Here is a 21,278-nt window from a genome sequence, read left to right as displayed (position 1 = left end):
CGGTTTGGGCGGAGTATAGCGCTTCGCGGGTTACGCTCAAACATGGCGTAGCGTCGCGTTGGCGATTGTGTATGCCTTTTGCATCACGGTCGGGAGGGCAGAGGCGTCAAATTCCTCTGCGGGAATGAAGTGCCCTCGATCTGGCACCGCATCCGCAGGCAGCCACGCAGTTTGAACCCGTAAGATCAGGTGGAAGTGTGTGAACGTGTGACGTGCGTGTTCATTTAGCTCGGTCCAATCTGTCGAATGCGGAGATGCACCATTAGGATCTTCATTCCATTCGGTTGTTGGCCACCCAAGCATGCCACCCAGCAACCCTTTGTCGGGTCGCGTTTCCAGCAACCAAGCGCCATCTGCGCGCCGTGCGATATAGGCAATGCCAGTGCGTGTTGGTTTGGGCTTCTTTGGGGTCTTCTTGGGTAATTCCAACTGGGTGCCTGCAGCCTGTCCGTCACATTGTTTGCGAATAGGGCAGATGTCGCAGGACGGGTTTTTAGGTGTGCAAACCGTTGCGCCAAGATCCATCACCGCTTGGGCGTAATCGCCGGGTCGATCACTAGACGTATGGCGCAGGGCGTATTTCATGAAAACTGGCTTGGCGGCAGGCAGGGGCGTGTGGTCATCATACAGTCGCGCCATAACGCGTTCGACGTTGCCATCGAGTACGGTTGACGGTTCATCGAATGCAATCGCTGAGATCGCGGCGGCAGTGTATGGGCCGATTCCGGGCAATTCGATGAGGGCATCGTAGGTTTGCGGGAACGTTCCAGCGTGATCTTGAACTACAGCGCGTGCACACTTCAAAAGGTTGCGCGCCCGAGCGTAGTAGCCGAGGCCAGCCCATGCTGCCATCACATCGGCATCCATTGCGGAAGCGAGGTCCGCAACGGTTGGCCAAAGGTCGGTGAATTTTTGGTGATATGCGCGGACAGCGGCGACGGTTGTCTGCTGAAGCATCACTTCCGACAACCAAATAGCGTAAGGATCAGGGCGTTTTCCTGCTTTTCGCTCAGCCGGCATCACACGCCACGGCATTTCGCGGGCATGGGTATCGTACCAGTCCAAAAGGGCGTTCGTTATGTCACGCAATGTTTATGACCTATTAAGCTTGGTTTCTCTGGCGTTGTGGTGTCAGAGGTTTAGAATAGCGTACAAAGATGAAACAGCCACGCCCTCATAGCACCACGCGCGGATTCTCTCGTGCTGTTACCCTGATGCAAAAACGCATTCGCGGGGCAACCGAAACGCGTGGGTTCGCGCAATCGCGTGTTTTGACCCATTGGGCTGAGATTGTTGGCGAAGCCACCGCTAAAATCGCGCATCCGGTTGATGTTGGCTATGCCAAGGGCGGGTTTGGCGCGACACTGACGGTTCTGACTTCCGGCGCACAAGCGCCGATGCTTGAGATGCGGAAAGAGCAGATTCGCGAAAAGGTGAATGCGTGTTATGGATATAACGCGATCGCGCGCATACGTATTACGCAGACAGCGGCCACTGGATTTGCTGAAGGGCAATTGGCGTTCGACCACGGTCCCAAAGCACCCCGCGGCCCTAAACCAGAAGCACAGGCTGCGGCCAAAGACCTTGCTGAACCTGTTGAGAATGAAGACCTACGCTCTGCCCTCGCGGCATTGGGCGCAAACGTAATTAGTAAACGTCCTACAAAGACATAAAATTCACACCTGAAAGAAAATCTGATGAACAAATCTGTCCTTACATCCGTTGCAGCAGTTGCCATTGTCGCCATCGCTGGTGGCGCATGGTTCATGAACCGATCCCCAGCGAACGCTGACATCGCCCCAGTCGAAGAAGCGGCTGCGTTTGATGTCGTTGAAATGATCCAAGGCAACCCTGATGCTGCTGTTCAGGTTGTTGAGTACGCATCCTACACTTGCCCGCACTGCGCGAACTTCCACGCGGATCAGTACCCTCAGATCAAAGAGAACTACATCGACACGGGCTTGATCGGGTTCACATACCGCGAAGTCTATTTTGACCAACCAGGCCTGTGGGCGTCTATGGTTGCCCGTTGTGGCGGCGAGATGCGCTTCTTTGGCATCTCCAACCTGTTATATGAAAATCAACAAGACTGGGCACGTGCCGGCGATGGTGCTGCAATCGCTCAGGCTTTGCGCAACATTGGTAAGGTCGCTGGTCTGTCGGACGAAGAGCTCGACGTTTGCATGACGGATGCAGACCAAGCACAAACGCTTATGGCTTGGTATCGCACAAACGGCGACGCGGACAATGTCCAGGGCACGCCGACGTTCCGCATCAACGGCGAAGAGTACTCAAACATGACCTACGCGGACTTCGCTGAGGTTCTTGACGAAAAGTTGGCTGAAGCTAACTGATGACGCCACTCGCTGGCTTAAAAGTCGTTGAGCTGGCCCGCATTCTGGCGGGCCCTTGGGCTGGTCAATTGCTTGCCGATATGGGCGCTGAGGTCATAAAGGTTGAAGCGCCTAGCGGCGACGACACCCGCACCTGGGGCCCTCCTTTTATTGAGCACGACGGTGAGACGTCAACGGCCTATTTCCACGGATGCAATCGTGGCAAAAAGTCGGTCGTGATTGATTTTCGCACCGAAGCTGGCAAAGCCGAGCTGCTGTCGTTGCTCAGCGATGCGGACGTCATAATCGAGAATTTCAAAGTCGGCGGACTAGCGAAATACGGGTTGGACTATGCGACCCTTAAGGAAAGCCACCCGCGGTTGGTTTACTGTTCGATTACCGGTTTTGGCCAAGACGGACCGTATGCGGCGCGCGCGGGATACGACTATATCATCCAAGGGATGTCTGGTCTGATGTCCGTCACGGGTGAACCCGATGGCCAACCACAAAAGGTCGGCGTTGCGGTGACTGATATCTTGACGGGTCTCTATGCAAGCAACGCTATTTTGGCGGCTGTGCATCAACGTCACCAGACGGGGCGTGGGCAACAAATTGACCTCGCGCTTTTGGACGTTGCTGTTGCGACGACAGCAAATCAGGCGATGAACTATCTGGCGACCGGGACGTCCCCGAAACGGCTAGGAAACGCACACCCGAATATCGTTCCGTATCAGGTTTTCGAATGTGCGGATGGGCATGTGATTATTGCTGTAGGCAATGACGGCCAGTTCCGGAATTTCTGCAAGGTGTTGGGTGTCGATGAGCTGGCCGATGATCCGCGTTTCGTGACCAATCCTGCACGCCTCGAAAATCGCGATGTATTGGTGCCGATTCTGGCCGAAAAAATGCTAGCTTGGACAAAGTCCGATGTTATGGCGGCTTGCGAGGCGAATGGTGTTCCCACAGGCCCCATTAACACGTTTGAAGATGTGTTTGCGGACCCGCAAGTTATCGCACGTGAGCTAAAGCTGGACATTGATGGTGCGCTTTCAGTGCGACCACCAATGCGGTTTTCGGACGCTGAGCTTTCGCTTGATCGACCGGCACCAAAGTTAGGGCAAGATCAGGATATTATTGGGAAGTGATCCCAATCTGGGCGAGCTTTGCATCCAGCAACGTCCAGTCCGGCACAGACAACCGCACGGGCAATACAGATACCTTTGCGCGGAACGCATCGGGTAGACGCACAGCGTCTTTCTCAGTCGTCACGAGGTTGAGGCTCCGCGTTTTCGCCTCTGTCTCCAGTCGCGTTAGTAAAGCGTCGGTGAACGGCTGATGATCATCCAATGCCTCACCTCTTACCACGTCAGCACCCAGCCCCTTTAGTGTCGCGAAAAACTTTTCGGGGTGTCCAATTCCTGCAAACGCAAGCACGCGCTGACCTTGCCAAGGCATGCCCGTTGGTAAGGGGTCCAGCTGCCCATCAAGACGGGCGCAATTTGACGGCAAAGCAGGCTGAAACGTTTTGCGTGCGTGCATTGGTCCGATCACCAACATCGCGTCCGCACGTGCGAGCCCACGATCGGCCGGCTCTCGCAAGGGTCCTGCTGGAATTGTGCAGCCGTTGCCAAACCCTTTGACGGCATCAACAGTTACGATGCTAAGGTCTTTGAACACGCTGGGATTTTGAAAACCGTCATCCAGAAGGATCACCGTCGCACCAGCGCCTTCAGCTGCCATAACCCCAGCCGCGCGATCCTTTGAGACCCAAGTTGACGCGAACTGCGCGAGGAGCAGAGGTTCGTCACCGACGTCTGCCGCACGGTGCTCGCTTGGGCTAACCAACACTGGCCCTTCTAGCGAACCGCCGTAGCCGCGACTGACGATATGGGGTGTCTGTCCCATTTCTATCAGCTTTTGCGCCAAAGCGATTGCAGTCGGTGTCTTACCTGTACCGCCAGCATTAATGTTTCCGATGCAAACGACTGGAACTTTTGCGCGATGCTTTGGCGTTTGCCTGACGCGTCGTGCAGTTGCAGCGGTGTAAAGCATTCCAAGCGGTGACAAGAGAAAAGATAGTGCTGCTTTGTTGCGGTACCAGAAAAGTGGTGGTCTCATTGAGTGTCCCCCGCGTTCTCGCAATGCCGAACAGCGTCCTGAACGAGGGTGTTGATAACCTCGGCATTGTGCGTGATTTCCGCCCATCCAGCCATCGCCATGCGCGCGGTTTGCTCAGGCGAAATCAACGCACCAACAGCAATGCCAAGTTCGCCAGCTGTTCTGATTTCACGGCAAGCTTGCGCCTCTGCGAGGCGAGCGTAGCGCGCTTCGTGCGGCACCTTTCGCGGGCCGTGAATGATCGCTGAGCCAAGAACAATCGGCTCAAACGGTGACACCGCATCGCCACTGCCAAGCGTCCCACCCATAAAAGTTAACGGCGCAACCCGATACCACAAACCAAGCTCTCCCTCGATGTCAGCGACGTAGGCTTGCTGTTCCGGCATCGGGTTATCGCCCTGCGAACGCACACCCACTTTCAAGCCTGCTTCGCGCAGTGTTTCTGCAATTTGCTGACCGCTATCAACGTCGCGCGGCGCAATGATCATCAACAATCGGTGGCTTTTGCGGCTGGCCGACAAATGCGCAGCGGCCATGTGCTTTACTTCATTCGGAACGACATCAGCAGCAAACCAAAACGGACGTGTTCCCAGTGTTTCGACAAGAACTGTAAGTTCATACTGGTCGTGAGGAAGGGCGATAGGCTCTTCTAGGATCGGGCCGGCCGCGGTCACTTTGTCCCGCGCAACACCGCCACGAATAAGACGGGTCGCTGTTGCGCCATCAGCGGTCAAAATCCGCGAGAACGGAACCGCCGCGTTGCGCGATGCGCCAGGCAACCAACGTGATCCGCCGGTAAACAAGGTGCTGACGCGCGCATTTATCAGGGCCGCGCCGATCTCGTTTTTCGCGACAAGGCGCAACAGTACAGGACGAATTGGGCCCCCATTCCAGATCAGAAATTGCGGCTGCCATCGTGCAAGAAAATCGCGTGTTCTGGCCGGGGTGTCATTCGGGACTTGCACCACTTCAACGCCATCCGGCACGTCCACAAATGACGGCAAGATGTCCTCGGAAGCGGTGATCAGAACGTCATTATGGTCTAGAAGTCGAATTGCGAGTGAAAGGGTTGTGGTGACTTCGTCTGCGTCGCCGCAATGAACCCAAATCACCGCCCCAATTCCCGCTTAGCCGAGTTCTTCGGTCGAAGAGGCTTCAACGCCTTCTTCGCGCAGTCGGTGAATGTGCGCGATGAAGTAACGCATATGCGCGTTGTCGACTGTCTTTTGTGCTTCGGATTTCCACGCGTTGAAAGCGGTCTCGTAGTTGGGGAACATGCCAACGATGTGAATGTCTTCGACATCCTTAAATGCATTTTTAGTTGGATCGATGAGTTCGCCGCCAAAGACGAGGTGAAGACGCTGAGACATAGGGTACCTGTGGGTCAAATTACGTTGCCGCAACCCTATGGCTTAGGGCGCAAATGGTAAAGCAGATCAGGCAAGTGCGTCGATTAGCGCCGCATGAATTCCGCCCGCCGCGACGGTGCCGTTTATTTGCGGATGCGGATTATTGAAAATAGCCGTTTTACCGGCTTGGTCGCTCGCGGTGCCGCCAGCCTCAGAGACGATAAGTATACCAGCGGCAACGTCCCATTCCCACGTCGGGCGCAGCGTGAGCATTCCGTCGAATCGACCTTCAGCTACAAGCGCAAGGCGATACGCAAGCGAAGAGCGGAACGCGCGCTTAAACGGAGGGGCAGTCGTTGCCCAGTATTTCGGATCCATGTTCGGTTTTGAAGACAGGACCGTCGCTGTATCGATGGGTTTGTCCTTTGGCGCAAAAAGCGGTGCGCCGTTTAGCGACGCACCGCCACCCAATGTCGCCGTATACATCGCGTCACGCATAGGAAGGTAGACGACCGCTGCTGTGACCACCCCATTCTCAGAAACCGCCAATGAGTGCGCCCAATCTTTGCTTCCCTCGATGAACGAACGTGTCCCATCGATAGGGTCGATGATAAACTGGCGGTCCGTCTTTAAACGCCCATGGCCGTCTTCGGTTTCTTCTGACAGCCAGCCGTAGTCTGGCCGTGCGCCTTGCAGGTCAGCAGAAAGTTGGCGGTTCACGTGCAAGTCGGCTTCGGTCACAGGGCCTTGGCCGCCGGATTTTTCCCAAACCTCGGGCGAGGTGTTGAAATATCCCCGCGCGATTTCGCCCGCAGATCGTGCGGCTTCGATTAAAAGTTTGAGGTCAGTGTTAGGCACCGGCGAGTGTCATCCCGTCGATCATCAACGATGGTATGACCCGACTGAAATGTGTTCGCGCATCGTTGGCTGGTATGATCCGCGCCAGCATATCGTGCAGGTTACCGGCGACCGTACATTCGTTCACAGGGTAAGAAATTTCGCCATTCTCAATCCAAAAACCAGATGCGCCGCGTGAATAGTCACCTGTGTTGGGGTTGATCGTTGAGCCGATCATCGACGTGATAAGCAGTCCCGTTCCCATGTCTTTGATGATCTCGGCAGGGCTTTGGTCGCCTTGCGTCAGTGTCAGGTGTGACACGGACGGGGACGGTGGGCCGGATGTGCCACGGGATGCTGAACCTGTGCTTTGAAGCCCAAGTTTGCGCGCAGTGGCGAGGTCCATTGTCCAACCGGTGAGTACGCCATCATCGATGATCTTGCGTTCAGAGGTTGGCAGCCCTTCACCGTCAAACAAGCGCGACCCGGCAACGCGGGCGCGGTGAGGGGTCTCGATTAGGTTCATACCTTTCGGCAAAACCTGCTTTCCATCTTTGCCAAGCAACCAAGAAGAGCCCCGTGCGATCATCGCGCCGTTGCTAGCGGCCAGAAGGTGGCCGATTAAGGATGACGCGATACGTTCATCAAACAATACCGGATAGGTGCCTGTTTTCGGCTTGCGGGCGCCGTGGCGTGCAACAGCGCGTTCCCCCGCGATGCGACCAATCTTGGCCGCGTCGCGCATGTCGGACAAGTGGATGCGGCTGTCGAAATCATAGTCGCGCTCCATTCCAGTTCCGCTTCCTGAAATCGCAACAGAGCTAAGCGAGTGGCCTGTGCTTTCGGAACCGCCTGAGAAACCGTTGGAGGCAGCCAGATGGGCCTGACGGCGACCGTAAGTTGCAGACGTAGACTGAACCTGCGCAACGCCATCGACCGCCATCGCTGCGGCCTCGGCGATGCGGGCCTGCTCTTCTAACCATTTTGGATCGGGCTCATCTCCTGCATCAACGAGGTCCAATCGCGTCGCATCAATGTCGGTCGCCAGCTGGTCTGCGTCCGCAATGCCAGCGTGCGGGTCTTCTGGTGCTTCGTTCGCCATCGCGACAGCACGAGCTGCCATTTCCTCGACGGTGCGATCGCTGGTGTCGGACGCGGAAACATTGGCAGAGCGATGCCCAACAAAAACCCGCAAACCGATGTCAGTGCTTTCGGATCGTTCCGCCTGTTCAAGCACGCTGTTGCGCACGTCAATCGACACGGACGTGCCAGCAACGGCAACTGCATCGGCGCTATCAGCACCCGCAGCTTTGGCGGCATCAATCAATCGGTGTGTGAGGTCTGCAAGTGTTTTGGTCATGTGACGTCCTTTACTTGCCTCAGGACGTAATGTGAGACGAGGCGGCCCGCAAGTGCAGGCCGCCTCGAATTGTTGTTACTGAAGGCGTTAAACCTCAGGTTTACTGAAGGCGTTGGCCGTTGGCCAAAACGTGCCCTTCGCTGTTCACTTCTAGAACAGATTCCAGCATGTCGTCACCAACGGGCGTGGCGAACATACCCATCATCATGCGTGGCATCATCAGCTCTTCTTCAGGAATGATACCCATCGCAACCAGTTTATCCATCAGCGCGTTCGCACCGGTTAGGTTCACGGTTACTGTCCCTTCAGGGCGCGCAATACCTGGAATTGTCTGGAAATCGGTCCAGTCAAACGTCATCGCACCGGTAGCCGTCGCTTCAGCGCCGACAGCGGCGATCCGCAAGTTTTCAATGGTCACTTCATCAATCTCGATTGGTGGAGGTCCCATCAGGCCGACCATCGCTGCGATGTCGAGCAGATCCATACCGTTCGTGCCAACACCTGTGACGTCGAACGAGATTTCCGCAGGATCGCGTGGCAGTTGACCTGTTGGATCAATCATACCCCAGATTGAATCGCCAACTGTCACGTCCTTCAGCCCCGTCGCGATGCGGAAATCTTGTGGCTCATCAGAGGCATTCAACGGAACGTCATAGTCCATTGAGAGCGCGCCAATACCAAGATCGAGCTCACCTGGGAACAGCAACGGTTCAAACATTGTCATCGCAAAAGCATTTGCTTCGCCGTTCATCGCAAGGCCTTCTTCAGTGAAGGAAAGCGCAAATTCTTGCGCGCCAGTTGATGTTTTTTGCGTGTTGATGACATCACCGTCCAGCGTGGTTTCTGTTGAAGACGAATTGCCTTCGCCAGTGCTTCGGGCGACCACAGACAAACCATTACGAAGCGCTTCAGACAAGTTCATGACGTCAGAACCGCCAACCTGGAATGTCGCGTCGATTGAAGACGTCATCGGCTGGGTGATTTGCTGGCTGCGCGACGTGATATTGTCGACGCTGAACGTGAAGTCCGCTTCTGATGCGCCAATTTCTGTATCTGCAGTGTATGTAATCAGGTTGCCTTCTGTCACTTGGGACGTGCCGCCCCAGTTGGCGAGGGTCATGAAACCTTCAATTGCGATTTTCTCGAGGCCGGTTGCGCCGTCTACGGAAACGTCGCCAATTTCGAAGCGCAGATTATTGCCTTCAGAAACGTACGCGACATCACCCGGGTTGCCTGACGCTGTTACTGTGTAACCATCATGCGTCATGGTTGCAGTCGCGCTAAAGCTGCCTTCGCCCTGCGCGCCGCCTGCGACAGTGAGCGTCATCGGGGATGGGTATTCGATCGTTACAGAACCGTCGCTGTTTTCAATCATGGATACTGCGTCAGTCTTGATCTGAAAACTCGCGATGCCTTCTGGAAGAATGACGTTGATCTCTGGGTTAACCAGCTGATCACCAGAAATCTCACCGCTCAACGTAGCGCCCATTCCAGCGTACAGTGCTTGCTGGTTTGACCATACATCTGCTGCGTTTACATCCGCCAGTGCTGGCGCTGCGAGGGCAGTGGAAAGGGCGATAAAGCTCGTCGCCAAACGATACGTCATGGTTTGTCTCCTGAAAAATGTGCGGCGCCTGAACTATTCAGACGCCGCTAAAATGTTACTCTTGGTTAATTCTAGCGAAGCCGCTGACCATTTGCGAGAAGGTGACCTTCGCTGTTCACTTCAATCGTCGAGGTAAGCATATCGTCGCCAACTGGCGTCGCGAACATGCCGAGCATCATGCGTGGCATCATGGCTTCTTCTTCTGGGATCAGGCCCATTTGGATCAGTTTATCCACCAGACCATTCACACCGTTGATTGCGAAGTTGACCTGACCTTCAGGGCGCGGCAAGCCGTCGAATGTTTCAAGATCGCTGTTGTCGAAAGTAAACGCGCCTTCACCCGTGATTTCGGCACCCGCACCGCGAACCGTTAGCTCAGTAATCTGGGCACCGTTAAGCTCACCAGGGATGTCCGACATCATTGCGGCTTCTTGCTGCGCTGGATCAAGAAAATCAAAGAACGGAGTGACCTGTGCATCTAAGCCAAGCGCAATTGTCAGCGCATCACGCGGCAGAATGTTCTGAGGATCCGCCATGTTCCAAATGGCATCGCTGACCGCGAGATCGGTGAAATCGAATGCCAAACGCGCGTCACGCGGGCCACCTTCGCCTTGGCTCAGCGGGATTTGGAAATCGAAACCGTATTTGCCCATTGATACGTCAAGCGGGAAGGGAATTTCTTCCGGGATCAGCATGCTGATGTTGATATCGTGAGATTCACCAACGTAGGCGATGCCATCAATATCCATATCAAAGCCAAGTGAGCCGTGATCAACGGACGCGGTTCCTGATGCAGCTTCTCCATCAACGTCAATGTCAAACGCATAGCTGACAGCGCCAAAGGTGTATCCACCCTCGAGCGCCAAACCGTCGACGAACGGAGGCATCTCTGCCTCCATGTCCATATCAATCGGCGTGGCGATGTTTGCGAACATATCAAGGTCAGCAAGGTCAGCGTTTGCGCTTACGATCCCGTCACCGCCAATCTCGTTGAACAGAACATCGATATCGAGCGCGCCAACATTAAACGCATAAGCGATACGCGTCAGGTTGTCGGTCTTAACCGAGTACGTACCGGCCAGATCGATCATCGCGAACATGGCGTCCTTCAATTCAACTTCCTCGCCCGCCTGACCTTCGAGGCTATCAACGCTGATCGCATATCTGTCAGCTTTGATGTCATAAACCATCGCCTCAGGGTCGCCAGATACATTCAGGACCATGCCTTCATGTTCGACCGCAAGGTTAACCGCGGAAGGGTCGCCGTACTCTGGCGAGAAATTCAGTTCGATTGGGTAGTTGTCCGGCACTGTAATTGTGACCGTTCCGTCGCCATTCTCAACGAGCATGATGTCACCAAGGTTCGCGGAAACCGATGCTTCGTCATCAGACATTTCGATTTTTACGTCAGAAATAGTCAGAGTATCACCGGACATATCTTCACCACTTGTGGAGAAGCCTTGGCCGTAAACCTCCATCTGGTCGGTCCAATTGTCCCAAACTTGTTGGGCAGTAACGTCGGCGGTTGCGGTGGTGCCGCACAGAACGGCAGCGATGATTGCGGAATGGCGAATGCTCTTCATGGAATTGCTCTCTTGCTAAAAAAATTGTTGCGCAGAGCTTTTCAAGTCTGCGCCGTAGGGTCAAGGTCAGGAAAACGTTACGGCATATCTTAACATAGTACTGCGAGCGCAGTTTTCGAGGGAATCGAGCATGGATTTGAAGAACAAGGTTGTTTTGATCACAGGAGCAAGTCGCGGCATTGGTGCGGCCAGTGCGCGGGCTTTCGCCGATGCGGGCGCGAAAGTCGCGTTGGTTGCGCGCTCAGGTGGTCAAATAGCGGAATTGGCCGCTGAAATTGGCGAAGCGGCGATCGCCATTCCGTGTGACGTGTCGTCCTACGAGGACGTTGTGCGCGCGATTGATGAAACGGTAAGCGCCTTTGGACCGCTTGATGTATTCATTGGTAACGCTGGCCTTCTGGACCCGATCAGTCACTTGGCAGAGGCCGATCCCGATGCTTGGGGTAAAACGATAGATGTAAACCTCAAAGGGGTTTTCAACGGGATGCGGGCTGCGATGCCCGATATGATCAAACGCGGTAAAGGAACGATTATTACGATTTCTTCGGGTGCCGCCCATGGCCCTGTTGAAGCTTGGTCGTCCTACTGTTCGTCTAAAGCTGGCGCATACATGCTGACGCGGTGCGCGGACAAAGAAGCCCGTGAACACGGGTTGCGCATTCTGGGCTTGTCCCCCGGCACTGTCGCGACCGACATGCAGCGCGACATCAAGGCGTCGGGAATAAACCCTGTTAGCCAGCTTGAATGGTCGGACCATGTCCCACCCGAATGGCCTGCAAGAACGCTTGTATGGATGTGTTGTGAAGAAGCTGACGAGTTCTTGGGCGACGATGTTTCCTTGCGCGACGAACGCGTACGCAAGAAAGTTGGCTTGATATGATTGATGCAACCGTTTCCGACGGTGCGCTGACGCTCAAGATCAACCGCCCCGACAAAGCGAATGCCTTAAACGAAGTCATGCTTTCTGAGCTTGCTGACTGCGTTGAACGCGCTGACCAGCCTGTGTTGGTTCTCACCGGCGCAGGTAAAGTATTTAGCGCAGGTGCCGATCTTGATGATGTGCGTGGTGGGACGCTGGCGACTTCGACTGAATGGGAACGTCTTTCGTCTGCGGTCGCATCATTTAAGGGCCTTAGCGTTGCATCGTTGAATGGGTCCTGTGCGGGTGGGGCATTCGGGATGGTGTTGGCTTGCGATCTACGTATTGCCGTTGAGACCGCAAAGTTCTTTTATCCTGTGATTAAGATGGGCGTGCTGCCACAGCCGTCTGACCCAGAACGGATGCGTGCGTTGATCGGACCGTCGGCCACGAAACGCATATTACTGACAGGCGCAAAAGTTGATGCACCTGAGGCCCTCTCGCTCGGGTTGATTGATCAGATCAGCAGCGCAGACCTTGCGGTTGACACGATTGACCTAATTGACCCCGCGCTGAAAGCGCACCCAACACAGGTTGCTGCAATCAAAGCATTGATCGGTTGATGATGCCCGTTTTAATGCAAGGCCACGTGGTGTAATGGAACAATATGAATGATCTTTTGAACACCGCCCTAAGCTACGTGATGCCAGTCTTTGAATTCGCGCTTGCTTGGATGATTGACCCTGCGAACTGGGTGCAGTTTGCACTTTTGGTTGGCGCTTACTTTGCTGCGGTTTTCATTACCCGCAAGGCCAACCCACGTATCACGAAACTCCTGACACCAGCCAAAGACAACACCAATATCCTGTCACATGCGCGGCGGTTCATCCTGATTTTCCTTCCTCTTCTTCTGCCGCTTTTGGCGTTTGGATTGACAGCGATTGGCGAACAAGTAACCCGTTCGATCTTTGGCTCAGGCGAAGTCATCGCGTTCGGTAAGCGCGTCTTCCTGTTCCTCGCAGCGCGGGCCTTTGTGCGCGACATGCTAAGCGATCCATTGTTGAAAATGATCGGCAAGTTGGTTCTTGTTCCGTTTGCAGCGGTTTATGCGCTGGGCTTTCTTGATCCGGTCCTCGCATGGCTCGAAGCGACAGTGGTACCCTTGGGCAATATGTCGTTTTCTGTGCTAGGACTTTTGCGGTTCCTCGTGGTCGCGACGATCATGTTCTGGCTTGGCCGTTGGTCTAACGATCAAAGTAGCGCAATGATTGATAAGCAGGAAATGCGGCCTGCAACACGGCAGTTGGCGGCCAAAGCGACCGAGATCGCGATCTTTGGTGCTGCGTTTTTGGTGGCAATGAACATTGCAGGCGTTCCACTAAACTCACTTGCGGTTCTGACGGGTGCGCTTGGTGTTGGTATTGGTTTTGGTCTTCAAAAGATTGCTTCGAACTTTGTGTCGGGCGTTATCTTGCTACTCGAAGGGCAGGCGACTGTCGGTGACTATGTTGAACTTGATGGCGGTGAGGCCGGTACGATCGTCAAGATGACAGCGCGCGCTGCTATCTTGGAAACCTACGACGGCAAGTGGATCGTTGTCCCGAACGAAGACTTCATTGTCACGCGTGTTATTAACTATTCCGATAGTGGTTCCGCGAACCGTTATGACGTCACCTTTTCCGTCAGCTATGACACGGACATCAACAAAATCCCTGACATCGTTGGCCCCGCAGTTGCCGCGCTTGATTTTGTTCTTAACGATCCGATGCCACCTGATATTGAGCTAGAGAACTTTGGCGACAGTGGGATCGATTTCATCGTCGAATTCTGGGTCAACGGTATCGATGATGGCCGCTACAAGTACCGCAGCCATGTGCGCTTTGCGGTTTGGAATGCGCTGAAAGAAGCTGGGATTGAAATCCCATTCCCGCAGCGTGTTGTGGAAATTAAAGGTGGGTTTCCCAAAGGTCTAACCGAATGATCGACGCACTGATAATCGGCGGTGGACCTGCCGGTTTGATGGCAGCGGAGGTTTTGTCAGCGGCGGGACATTCTGTCGTGATTGCGGATTCTATGCCGACCGTCGGGCGCAAGTTCCTTATGGCAGGCAAGTCCGGATTGAACCTGACGAAGGCTGAGGCGAAACCCAAGTTTAACGCGGCGTATGGCGGTGCTGAAGAACACCTTACGCCGATGTTATCTGCGTTCGGCCCAGATGATGTGGTCAGTTGGGCCGAGGGGCTGGGACAAGATGTTTTCACAGGGTCTACGGGTCGAATTTTCCCGAAACAGATGAAAGCTTCGCCGCTTTTACGCGCATGGCTTGCGCGTTTGATTGGTCAGGGCGTAACAGTGAATACCCGCTGGCGCTGGACGGGCTGGGATGGTGATGCCGCGACGTTTGAAACCCCTAACGGCCCTGAAAACATAACCGCAAAAACGAAGATCCTTGCGATGGGTGGGGCCAGTTGGAAACGCCTTGGCTCTGATGGGCGTTGGGCCGAGCATCTAGCGGATGACGTCGCCCCGTTTCAGCCCGCGAACATGGGGTTTTCCTGCGACTGGTCCGCCCACATGACCCAGCACTTTGGTGCAGCGGTTAAGGGAACAAAGTTGACAGCTGGCAACACGACATCCCGTGGTGAATTCATCATTTCCAGCAAAGGCATCGAAGGTGGCGGCGTTTATACTGTGTCATCCGCTGTGCGCGATGGAGCACCGTTGGTGTTGGATCTATTGCCAGACATGTCCGTCGACGCGATTGCGGCCAAGCTTGATGGACCAAAGGGAAAGCAATCGACAGCAAACTTGCTACGCAAAGCATTGAAGTTGGACCCTGTTAAGCGGGCATTTCTGAATGAACTTGGCCGAGGCCTAGAGGTCCCATTGGCTGAGAAGATTAAGGCCCTGCCATTTCCAGCGCTGACGCCGCGCCCCATTGATGAAGCAATATCGACGGCGGGCGGTGTTCGCTTTGATGCCTTAACAAACGACCTCATGCTAAAGTCACGCGATGGCGTCTATTGCGCAGGCGAAATGCTGGATTGGGAAGCGCCAACAGGCGGCTATTTGATCACCGGCTGTCTTGCGACAGGACGATGGGCGGGGCAAGCCGCCACCCGTCGTCTTCAGACTTCGTAGTAATCACGATACCAATCGACGAAGGCTTTGACGCCCGTTTCCACATCGGTTTTCGGGGAGTAGCCCGTCAATTTTTCCAAAAGCGCGCCATTTGCCCATGTCGCGGGCACGTCACCCGCCTGCATGTCCATGAAATTCTTCGTAGCCGGTTGGCCCAATGCTTTTTCAATCGCTTCAATAAAAGCCATCAGCTGCACGGGTTCGCCGTTGCCAATGTTAACGATACGATGCGGCGCGACAGGGGACAGACTGTCCCCTTCAGGTACCTCATCCAGCCGCTCGGGAACGGCATCTAGCAACAGTTGAATGCCGCGAACAAGATCAGTCACATAGGTAAAATCGCGCGACATGTCGCCGTGATTGTAGACATCAATTGGGTCGCCACTCAGCACGGCTTTGGTAAACTTGAACAGCGCCATATCAGGGCGTCCCCACGGGCCGTAAACCGTAAAGAAACGGAACATCGTGGTCGGGATATTGTAGAGGTGGGCGTAAGAGTGGGCCATGACCTCGTTCGATTTCTTAGTCGCTGCATAGAACGACATCTGCGTGTCGGCCTTATCCGTTTCCGCGTAAGGCATCTGGGTGTTCGCGCCGTACGCGGACGACGTGGACGCCAGTAGCAGGTGTTTTACAGGGGTCGCGCGGACGGCTTCGAGCAGATTGAACGTTCCAATGATATTGGAGTCCACGTACGAGCGCGGCTCATCAATCGAATACCGCACACCTGCTTGGCCTGCCAAATGCACGACGAAATCTGGCTTCTCAGCTGCCACGAGGTCCATTAAAACACCATCCGCTTCAAGGCGATCATTGACAGCTTTGAAGCTTCCAGATTGCAGTAGGTTCGCTTGGCGACGCTCCTTTAGGCGCACATCGTAGTAGTCTGTCATGGCGTCAAAACCGACGACATCGAACCCTTCGTCCAGCAATAGCTTGCTTAAGTGGTAGCCGATGAATCCGGCTGATCCGGTGACGAGAACCTTAGGCATTAGGATTCTCCGTCGGTTTTAGGTTCCAACGATGTGCGGCCAATTGAAATGTAGGCATCAAATCCGGCGCGCTTCGCGTCTTTAGTAGAATAGATATTGCGCAAATCGGCCATGCGCGGCGTGGTCATATGTTTCGCCATTCGCTTGAGGTCGAGGCCGCGGAATTCGTTCCATTCCGTCAGGATTACAACAAGATCAGCGTTGCGCGCGGCTTTATACGCATCTTCAACCCAGTTTACGCCGGGCAGTAACGCTTCGCCCTCGTGTTTACCCTGAGGGTCAGTCACGCGTACCTTTGCACCGCCGCCAACAAGAGCCGGCACAATCGTCAATGCAGGCGCGTCGCGCATGTCATCGGTGTTGGGTTTGAACGTGACGCCAAGAACGGCAACAACCTTTCCGTTAAAGCTGCCATCACACAGATCCAGAAGCTTATCGACCATGCGGCGTTTGACTTCTTCGTTGACCTTGATCACGGCCTCGGTGATTTGCATCGGTACAGCGTGCTCTTGGCCGATACGTGCTAGTGCTTTGGTATCTTTCGGAAAACACGATCCGCCATAACCCGGGCCCGCGTGCAGAAACTTATTTCCGATACGCCCGTCAAGGCCCATGCCCTTGCTGACCTGTTTGATGTCAGCGCCAGTGCGTTCGCACAGTGCAGCGATTTCGTTGATGAACGTAATTTTGGTGGCTAGAAATGCGTTGGCAGCATATTTGATCATTTCCGCGCTTTCGAGGTCGGTAATGACTATGGGAAAATCGCGCAAAAACAGTGGGCGATAAACGTCATTCATGACATCGCCAGCACGCTCAGTTTGAACACCAACAACTACACGATCAGGACGCATGAAGTCGTCAATTGCAGCACCTTCACGCAGGAATTCGGGGTTGGATGCGACATCAAATTCGAGGTCAGGGTTGGTTTTGTGAACGACTTGTTTGACCTTGCGATTCGTTCCAACTGGGACAGTCGATTTGGTCACAATAACGGTGTAGTCCGTCGCAGCGAGGGCGATTTCCTCAGCCACCGCCATCACAAATGTGAGGTCTGCATGCCCGTCGCCACGGCGCGTTGGCGTTCCAACGGCGATGAAAACAGCCTCTGCACCGTCGATCGCGGCAGCTAAATCCATCGTAAACGTCAGGCGACCGGCGTCGACGTTCTTGGCCATAAGTTCTTCAAGACCGGGCTCGTAAATTGGAACTTCACCAGCCTCTAATTTGGAGATCTTAGCAGGGTCCTTGTCGACACAAACAACGTCGTGTCCGAAGTCAGAGAAACAAACGCCCGACACAAGGCCAACATAGCCGGTTCCGATCACTGCGATTTTCATGGTGCTGCCTCATGATTGTTTTGACAGATGCATACCGCAAGGCATGTCTTTGCTGCCAGCCCAAATCTGAGCGCTTCAAAATCGGTTAGTGTAATGTGCCTCTAACGCTTCAACACGCAAAGGGCAGTTTTCAAAAGAATTTTTTGCATCAAACCAAACAGAAGCGTGGCGCTGATAGATAAGATCAAGCGTTGCTTTACGTGGGATGCAACGGGTCGTGTATATCGCCTCTGTCTCGGCTGCTGAATTGGAGCGGGCTATGAGACGTTCTTCGTGGCGATGAAAATGCAGTGTCGCTTAGCCAGTAACGCCCGGCCGCGACTGGAGTACCGCCCTGTAAGTCCCAGGAAACGCTTCCGTATACTGACGCAAGGGCGGGCGAGGTCCAACAAAGCTCATATCGCCGAGAAAAACGTTAGTTAGCTGCGGAAGTTCATCAAGCCGATATTTGCGAAGTAGGCGTCCGGTGGGCGTTATCCGATTTGCCTTGTCACCCCTGTAACCCCGACATTTTGCTGTCGGGAGCGCCACGCATCGTTCGGAATTTGACAAGCTGGAACGGTGTGCTGGGCGATTTCATGCGTTCGGAGATAAAGAAAATAGGCCTGCCGTCTTTCAGGAGGACTAAGATTGCGATGCAGAGCATGATTGGGGTGGCGAAAATGGTGACAACGGTGGCGACGATGAGATCAAAGCACCGTTTCGCAGTGTTGATGGTGTCGTGGCTTGTGATTTGTTTGTGCTGTTGGGTTTTTTGGCCCGATGGCATCGGCCAAAAATTGCGTGCGTCGACAGATGTGTAGGCAATTGGTGTCTTTAGGTCAGAGGTCGCCCCAGAGATTTTTGCTTTCGATATCACTAATCTTGCTTCCGTGGCTTCGTATTCAAAGGTATTGCGCTGCGCCCACGAGTTTCTGCTCAGTTCTCACCTAAACCAAAATTGCCTTGCGGTCAGTGGCGATACAATGTCAGACCAATATGTATGGTAAATGTTAACAAAAAGTGTTTCTTCGCGGGCATCGCAATCGCCGCTTTTTCAGGAACCACAGTGGCTGCGCAGGATGACTGGCGGACGAATTATACGCTGTTTGGTACGCCGGGTATCATTGATATGCCGTCAGCCGTTGCGCCCGCCGATGGAGAGCTTTCGTCGACTTTGGCGATGTTCGCTGACAATTGGCGCACGACCTTTACATTCCAGGTGCTGCCGCGCCTCACAGGGAGCTTTCGGTATTCACAACTAGATACCTATGATCGCAGCTTTGACTTCCAGTATCAGATTCTTACTGAAAACGGGTCACGTCCAGCTGTTGCGATTGGCTTGCGCGACTTCCTCGGAACTGGAATTTACAGCAGCGAATACATCGTCGCCACAAAAACACTTAGCCCGAATGTTCGCCTTTCAGGTGGACTTGGTTGGGGCCGTTTGGGATCCTTGAATGGTTTTACTAATCCTCTCGGAGTTGTCGACGAACGATTTGAGACCCGTTCAAGTTTTGATATTGGGAAAGGTGGAACAGCCCGATTAGACCAGTTTTTCCGCGGCGACGCTGCATTTTTTGGTGGTCTCGAGTGGCGTATTAACGAAGATTGGACGGCAGTAGCGGAATATTCTTCGGACGCGTACGAACGTGAAACTACTCTTTCCGGATTCAACCGCCGCTCGCCGTTGAATTTCGGTCTAAAGTGGCAGCCGAACGATGTTTATCAATTGGGCGCCTACTATGTGTACGGAACAGATATTGGTGTGTCCGCGACGATTATTATTGACCCAAAGAGTTCCAATTTCCCAAGCGGGCTTGAAGGCGCGCCAATGCCAGTTGGTGTGCGCGCCGAAGGTATTGCCGCGGCAGCATCTTGGGATACTCCGCAAGCACAAACTTCGGGTGTCGGTACACTCGGGCAGGTGATGGCAACGGACGGTTTCCGTTTGCTCGGTGCCGAGGTTGTCGGGAACACGATGCGGGTTCAATATGAGAACACAAGCTACCGGACTGAGGCGCAAGGCTTGGGCCGTGTGGCAAGGATGCTATCCCACGTTGCGCCTATAAATGTAGATACCTTCGTCCTTGAGCCTACACAGCGAGGGATCGCACTGTCTGCTGTTACGTTGAGCCGAAGTGACCTCGAAGAGCTAGAAAACACACCGAATGCTGCCGCCTTGTCGTATGATCGGGCGATTTTTGGAGATGCCGCGGGCCCTGCACCAGCAATTGGTTGGGATGATCCAACTCCTGCTTTCTTGTGGGGCATTTCACCCTACATGGAAGTGGCGCTTTTTGACGGAGACCAACCTGCACGTGCTGACTTAGGCATCGAGGCGTCATTCCAATACGAAATTCAACCAAACCTCGTCTTGGCAGGAGCGTATCGACAGAGAATTGTCGGCAACCGAGACGAAATCGGGGCAATTTCAGCGTCGACGCTTCCAGCCGTGCGCCGCGACGGGCTGCGTTATGGCGCGGAAAGTGGCGGGGGCATCGAAAACTTAACGCTGGCTTGGTATGGTCGTCCTGCGCCTAATCTGTATTCGCGCGTTTCGGTAGGTTACCTTGAGCGCATGTTCGGTGGCGTATCCGCCGAGTTGCTATGGAAGCCAGTCGATAGCCCCCTCGCATTGGGTGCTGAGGTAAACTACGTGGCCCAGCGAGATTTTGATCTCGGTTTCGGTTTTCAAGACTACGATATCATGACCGGTCATGTGTCCGCCTATTACGATTTCAACAATGGTTTTCAGGCGCAACTTGATGTCGGTCGCTATCTTGCAGGTGACTACGGCGCGACGTTCCAGCTTGATCGTGAATTTGACAATGGTTGGAAGGTTGGCGCTTACTTCACGCTGACAGATGTCCCGTTTGATGACTTTGGCGAAGGGTCATTTGACAAAGGTATCGTTGTTGAAATTCCGACAGATTGGGTGCTCGGACGTCCGACGCGCGATACAACAGCGACGCGGTTGTCCTCGCTGGAGAGAGACGGTGGCGCGCGCTTGAGAGTGGATGGCCGTTTGTATGAGATTGTCCATGATGGTCATCAGGGCAATATGGGCGACCAATGGGGACGGTACTGGAGATGAAGTGGATTTTCGTATTGATGCTTGGTGGGCTCACTGCTTGCGGACCACTTGCAAACAACAGCAGCTCTATCGAGGCCGTCAGAGGTGTTGCAGGTTCGAATGCCCCGAGCGAATCGCCACAGCTTGGCGCATTGGCAGGCTGGGCACTTGCTGGGATTGAGGAACAGTCGGCGGATCGGCTCCTATTGAACGTATTTGAGAGTGGCGGTGCTGCCACACTGGTGCACGTCGGCACCAATGGCCCTCGGAAGACTTGGTTGAGCACAGAAGGTGCAACCATAACGATAGCAGCGGGGATCATTTTGACAACGAGAGGTTTCGGAGCTGACCTAATGGGAACGCAAACGCCAGTCGCTGGGGGTGCGCTCCGAAACCCATCTAACTATATAAGAACGCATGACTTTCTTAATGGACTTGGGCAAATCGAACGTCTCGATTTCCAATGCGAATCCTCGTTTTTAAAAGAGGAAACCTTAGAAGTGTCTGACAAAACATATGAAACAATGGCTTACGCTGAGCTTTGCGAAGGTGATTTAAACAGCTTTACGAATACATATTGGATCACGTCTGACGGTACTTTTGTGCAGTCGGTGCAATGGATTTCACCGGAGCTTGGGTACATTGGCTATCAACAGCTATAGGCGCTTAGTTCCAACTTGCTTTTCTTGTGCGGTAAAGTATTCTGCA

Annotated in this window: 21 protein-coding genes; 9 read left to right on the top strand and 12 right to left on the bottom strand. The window is 54.2% G+C overall.

Annotated features, from left to right (window positions below; translation table 11 throughout):
* Positions 1–36 precede the first annotated feature (36 nt).
* Positions 37–1,089 carry an A/G-specific adenine glycosylase gene (locus tag OSB_RS15140; RefSeq protein ID WP_049835774.1) on the bottom strand — a complete coding sequence of 351 codons (1,053 nt, stop codon included), beginning with the start codon at positions 1,087–1,089 and terminating at the stop codon, positions 37–39.
* A 68-nt stretch (positions 1,090–1,157) separates the two neighbouring features.
* On the opposite strand from OSB_RS15140, the gene OSB_RS15135 reads away from it, so the two are divergent.
* From OSB_RS15135 to OSB_RS15125, 3 genes are read left to right on the top strand one after another with little or no spacing between them, the layout of a single operon-like run.
* Entirely contained in the window at positions 1,158–1,673 is a 516-nt protein-coding gene (locus tag OSB_RS15135) for a DUF721 domain-containing protein (protein WP_049835773.1), read from the top strand.
* Positions 1,674–1,697: 24 nt separating this feature from the next.
* Positions 1,698–2,354 (top strand): DsbA family protein, encoded by a 657-nt coding sequence (locus OSB_RS15130; protein WP_049835772.1) that lies wholly within the window; start codon positions 1,698–1,700, stop codon positions 2,352–2,354.
* A complete protein-coding gene (locus OSB_RS15125) occupies positions 2,354–3,478 on the top strand; it encodes a CaiB/BaiF CoA transferase family protein (RefSeq protein ID WP_049835771.1) in 1,125 nt (374 codons plus the stop codon). Before OSB_RS15130 ends, OSB_RS15125 begins: the two co-directional genes overlap by 1 nt.
* Here the strand turns inward: OSB_RS15125 and lpxK are convergent.
* The 7 genes from lpxK to OSB_RS15090 all read right to left on the bottom strand — a co-directional run bounded on the left by lpxK (position 3,465) and on the right by OSB_RS15090 (position 11,186).
* Positions 3,465–4,451 carry a tetraacyldisaccharide 4'-kinase gene (lpxK, locus tag OSB_RS15120; RefSeq protein ID WP_049835770.1) on the bottom strand — a complete coding sequence of 329 codons (987 nt, stop codon included), beginning with the start codon at positions 4,449–4,451 and terminating at the stop codon, positions 3,465–3,467. The genes OSB_RS15125 and lpxK overlap by 14 nt on opposite strands.
* A complete protein-coding gene (locus tag OSB_RS15115) occupies positions 4,448–5,563 on the bottom strand; it encodes a 3-deoxy-D-manno-octulosonic acid transferase (protein ID WP_049835769.1) in 1,116 nt (371 codons plus the stop codon). Before OSB_RS15115 ends, lpxK begins: the two co-directional genes overlap by 4 nt.
* A 15-nt stretch (positions 5,564–5,578) precedes the next feature.
* Complete coding sequence (locus tag OSB_RS15110; RefSeq protein ID WP_049835768.1) at positions 5,579–5,821, bottom strand: DUF4170 domain-containing protein; 243 nt, start codon at positions 5,819–5,821, stop codon at positions 5,579–5,581.
* A gap of 66 nt (positions 5,822–5,887) precedes the next feature.
* On the bottom strand, positions 5,888–6,658 hold the full coding sequence (locus OSB_RS15105) for a 3'(2'),5'-bisphosphate nucleotidase CysQ (RefSeq protein ID WP_049835767.1): 771 nt from the start codon (positions 6,656–6,658) through the stop codon (positions 5,888–5,890).
* Positions 6,651–7,997, bottom strand: a complete 1,347-nt coding sequence (locus OSB_RS15100; protein WP_049835766.1) for a TldD/PmbA family protein — start codon at positions 7,995–7,997, stop codon at positions 6,651–6,653. Before OSB_RS15100 ends, OSB_RS15105 begins: the two co-directional genes overlap by 8 nt.
* A 100-nt stretch (positions 7,998–8,097) precedes the next feature.
* Positions 8,098–9,603: a hypothetical protein gene (locus tag OSB_RS15095; RefSeq protein WP_049835765.1), complete on the bottom strand. Its 1,506-nt coding sequence runs from the start codon at positions 9,601–9,603 to the stop codon at positions 8,098–8,100.
* A 71-nt stretch (positions 9,604–9,674) separates the two neighbouring features.
* Positions 9,675–11,186, bottom strand: a complete 1,512-nt coding sequence (locus OSB_RS15090) for a DUF2125 domain-containing protein (protein ID WP_049835764.1) — start codon at positions 11,184–11,186, stop codon at positions 9,675–9,677.
* Between the two features lie 130 nt (positions 11,187–11,316).
* Here OSB_RS15090 and OSB_RS15085 point away from each other — a divergent pair, with 130 nt between their 5' ends.
* The 4 genes from OSB_RS15085 to OSB_RS15070 are packed head-to-tail and all read left to right on the top strand — an operon-like array spanning position 11,317 to position 15,186.
* Positions 11,317–12,066, top strand: a complete 750-nt coding sequence (locus OSB_RS15085; protein WP_049835763.1) for an SDR family oxidoreductase — start codon at positions 11,317–11,319, stop codon at positions 12,064–12,066.
* Positions 12,063–12,668: an enoyl-CoA hydratase/isomerase family protein gene (locus OSB_RS15080; protein WP_049835762.1), complete on the top strand. Its 606-nt coding sequence runs from the start codon at positions 12,063–12,065 to the stop codon at positions 12,666–12,668. Before OSB_RS15085 ends, OSB_RS15080 begins: the two co-directional genes overlap by 4 nt.
* A gap of 44 nt (positions 12,669–12,712) precedes the next feature.
* Positions 12,713–14,026, top strand: a complete 1,314-nt coding sequence (locus OSB_RS15075) for a mechanosensitive ion channel family protein (protein WP_049835761.1) — start codon at positions 12,713–12,715, stop codon at positions 14,024–14,026.
* The gene (locus OSB_RS15070; RefSeq protein WP_049835760.1) at positions 14,023–15,186 is read left to right on the top strand and encodes a TIGR03862 family flavoprotein; all 1,164 of its coding nucleotides are present in this window, start codon (positions 14,023–14,025) and stop codon (positions 15,184–15,186) included. The genes OSB_RS15075 and OSB_RS15070 overlap by 4 nt, the downstream gene beginning before the upstream one ends.
* On the opposite strand, the gene OSB_RS15065 is transcribed toward OSB_RS15070, so the two are convergent.
* The 4 genes from OSB_RS15065 to OSB_RS16965 form a co-directional block, all read right to left on the bottom strand.
* Complete coding sequence (locus OSB_RS15065; RefSeq protein ID WP_049835759.1) at positions 15,174–16,178, bottom strand: NAD-dependent epimerase/dehydratase family protein; 1,005 nt, start codon at positions 16,176–16,178, stop codon at positions 15,174–15,176. The two genes, OSB_RS15070 and OSB_RS15065, sit on opposite strands and share 13 nt — an antisense overlap.
* Complete coding sequence (locus OSB_RS15060) at positions 16,178–17,515, bottom strand: UDP-glucose dehydrogenase family protein (RefSeq protein WP_049835758.1); 1,338 nt, start codon at positions 17,513–17,515, stop codon at positions 16,178–16,180. The genes OSB_RS15065 and OSB_RS15060 overlap by 1 nt, the downstream gene beginning before the upstream one ends.
* Positions 17,516–17,812: 297 nt before the next feature.
* A complete protein-coding gene (locus OSB_RS16970) occupies positions 17,813–18,046 on the bottom strand; it encodes a sugar transferase (RefSeq protein WP_074202285.1) in 234 nt (77 codons plus the stop codon).
* Positions 18,006–18,374: a sugar transferase gene (locus tag OSB_RS16965; protein ID WP_074202286.1), complete on the bottom strand. Its 369-nt coding sequence runs from the start codon at positions 18,372–18,374 to the stop codon at positions 18,006–18,008. The genes OSB_RS16970 and OSB_RS16965 overlap by 41 nt, the downstream gene beginning before the upstream one ends.
* Positions 18,375–18,497: 123 nt before the next feature.
* On the opposite strand from OSB_RS16965, the gene OSB_RS15050 reads away from it, so the two are divergent.
* Together OSB_RS15050 and OSB_RS15045 are read left to right on the top strand one after the other, a co-directional pair.
* Positions 18,498–20,591, top strand: a complete 2,094-nt coding sequence (locus tag OSB_RS15050; RefSeq protein WP_049835757.1) for a YjbH domain-containing protein — start codon at positions 18,498–18,500, stop codon at positions 20,589–20,591.
* The gene (locus tag OSB_RS15045; protein ID WP_158454125.1) at positions 20,588–21,232 is read left to right on the top strand and encodes a YjbF family lipoprotein; all 645 of its coding nucleotides are present in this window, start codon (positions 20,588–20,590) and stop codon (positions 21,230–21,232) included. Before OSB_RS15050 ends, OSB_RS15045 begins: the two co-directional genes overlap by 4 nt.
* The last annotated feature ends 46 nt before the right edge of the window (positions 21,233–21,278 follow it).

Origin of the sequence: Octadecabacter temperatus (genome assembly GCF_001187845.1) — a bacterium.
GTDB classification, from domain to species: Bacteria; Pseudomonadota; Alphaproteobacteria; order Rhodobacterales; family Rhodobacteraceae; genus Octadecabacter; species Octadecabacter temperatus.
This window is presented reverse-complemented; position numbering and strand designations above follow the sequence as displayed.

Bases quoted from the DNA above. Each gene is read 5' to 3' on its own strand.
- OSB_RS15135 (WP_049835773.1), top strand. From the start codon at position 1,158: ATGAAACAGCCACGCCCTCATAGCACCACGCGCGGATTCTCTCGTGCT.
- OSB_RS15130 (WP_049835772.1), top strand. From the start codon at position 1,698: ATGAACAAATCTGTCCTTACATCCGTTGCAGCAGTTGCCATTGTCGCC.
- OSB_RS15125 (WP_049835771.1), top strand. From the start codon at position 2,354: ATGACGCCACTCGCTGGCTTAAAAGTCGTTGAGCTGGCCCGCATTCTG.
- lpxK (WP_049835770.1), bottom strand. From the start codon at position 4,451: ATGAGACCACCACTTTTCTGGTACCGCAACAAAGCAGCACTATCTTTT.
- OSB_RS15110 (WP_049835768.1), bottom strand. From the start codon at position 5,821: ATGTCTCAGCGTCTTCACCTCGTCTTTGGCGGCGAACTCATCGATCCA.
- OSB_RS15100 (WP_049835766.1), bottom strand. From the start codon at position 7,997: ATGACCAAAACACTTGCAGACCTCACACACCGATTGATTGATGCCGCC.
- OSB_RS15095 (WP_049835765.1), bottom strand. From the start codon at position 9,603: ATGACGTATCGTTTGGCGACGAGCTTTATCGCCCTTTCCACTGCCCTC.
- OSB_RS15090 (WP_049835764.1), bottom strand. From the start codon at position 11,186: ATGAAGAGCATTCGCCATTCCGCAATCATCGCTGCCGTTCTGTGCGGC.
- OSB_RS15085 (WP_049835763.1), top strand. From the start codon at position 11,317: ATGGATTTGAAGAACAAGGTTGTTTTGATCACAGGAGCAAGTCGCGGC.
- OSB_RS15080 (WP_049835762.1), top strand. From the start codon at position 12,063: ATGATTGATGCAACCGTTTCCGACGGTGCGCTGACGCTCAAGATCAAC.
- OSB_RS15075 (WP_049835761.1), top strand. From the start codon at position 12,713: ATGAATGATCTTTTGAACACCGCCCTAAGCTACGTGATGCCAGTCTTT.
- OSB_RS15070 (WP_049835760.1), top strand. From the start codon at position 14,023: ATGATCGACGCACTGATAATCGGCGGTGGACCTGCCGGTTTGATGGCA.
- OSB_RS15065 (WP_049835759.1), bottom strand. From the start codon at position 16,178: ATGCCTAAGGTTCTCGTCACCGGATCAGCCGGATTCATCGGCTACCAC.
- OSB_RS15060 (WP_049835758.1), bottom strand. From the start codon at position 17,515: ATGAAAATCGCAGTGATCGGAACCGGCTATGTTGGCCTTGTGTCGGGC.
- OSB_RS15050 (WP_049835757.1), top strand. From the start codon at position 18,498: ATGGTAAATGTTAACAAAAAGTGTTTCTTCGCGGGCATCGCAATCGCC.
- OSB_RS15045 (WP_158454125.1), top strand. From the start codon at position 20,588: ATGAAGTGGATTTTCGTATTGATGCTTGGTGGGCTCACTGCTTGCGGA.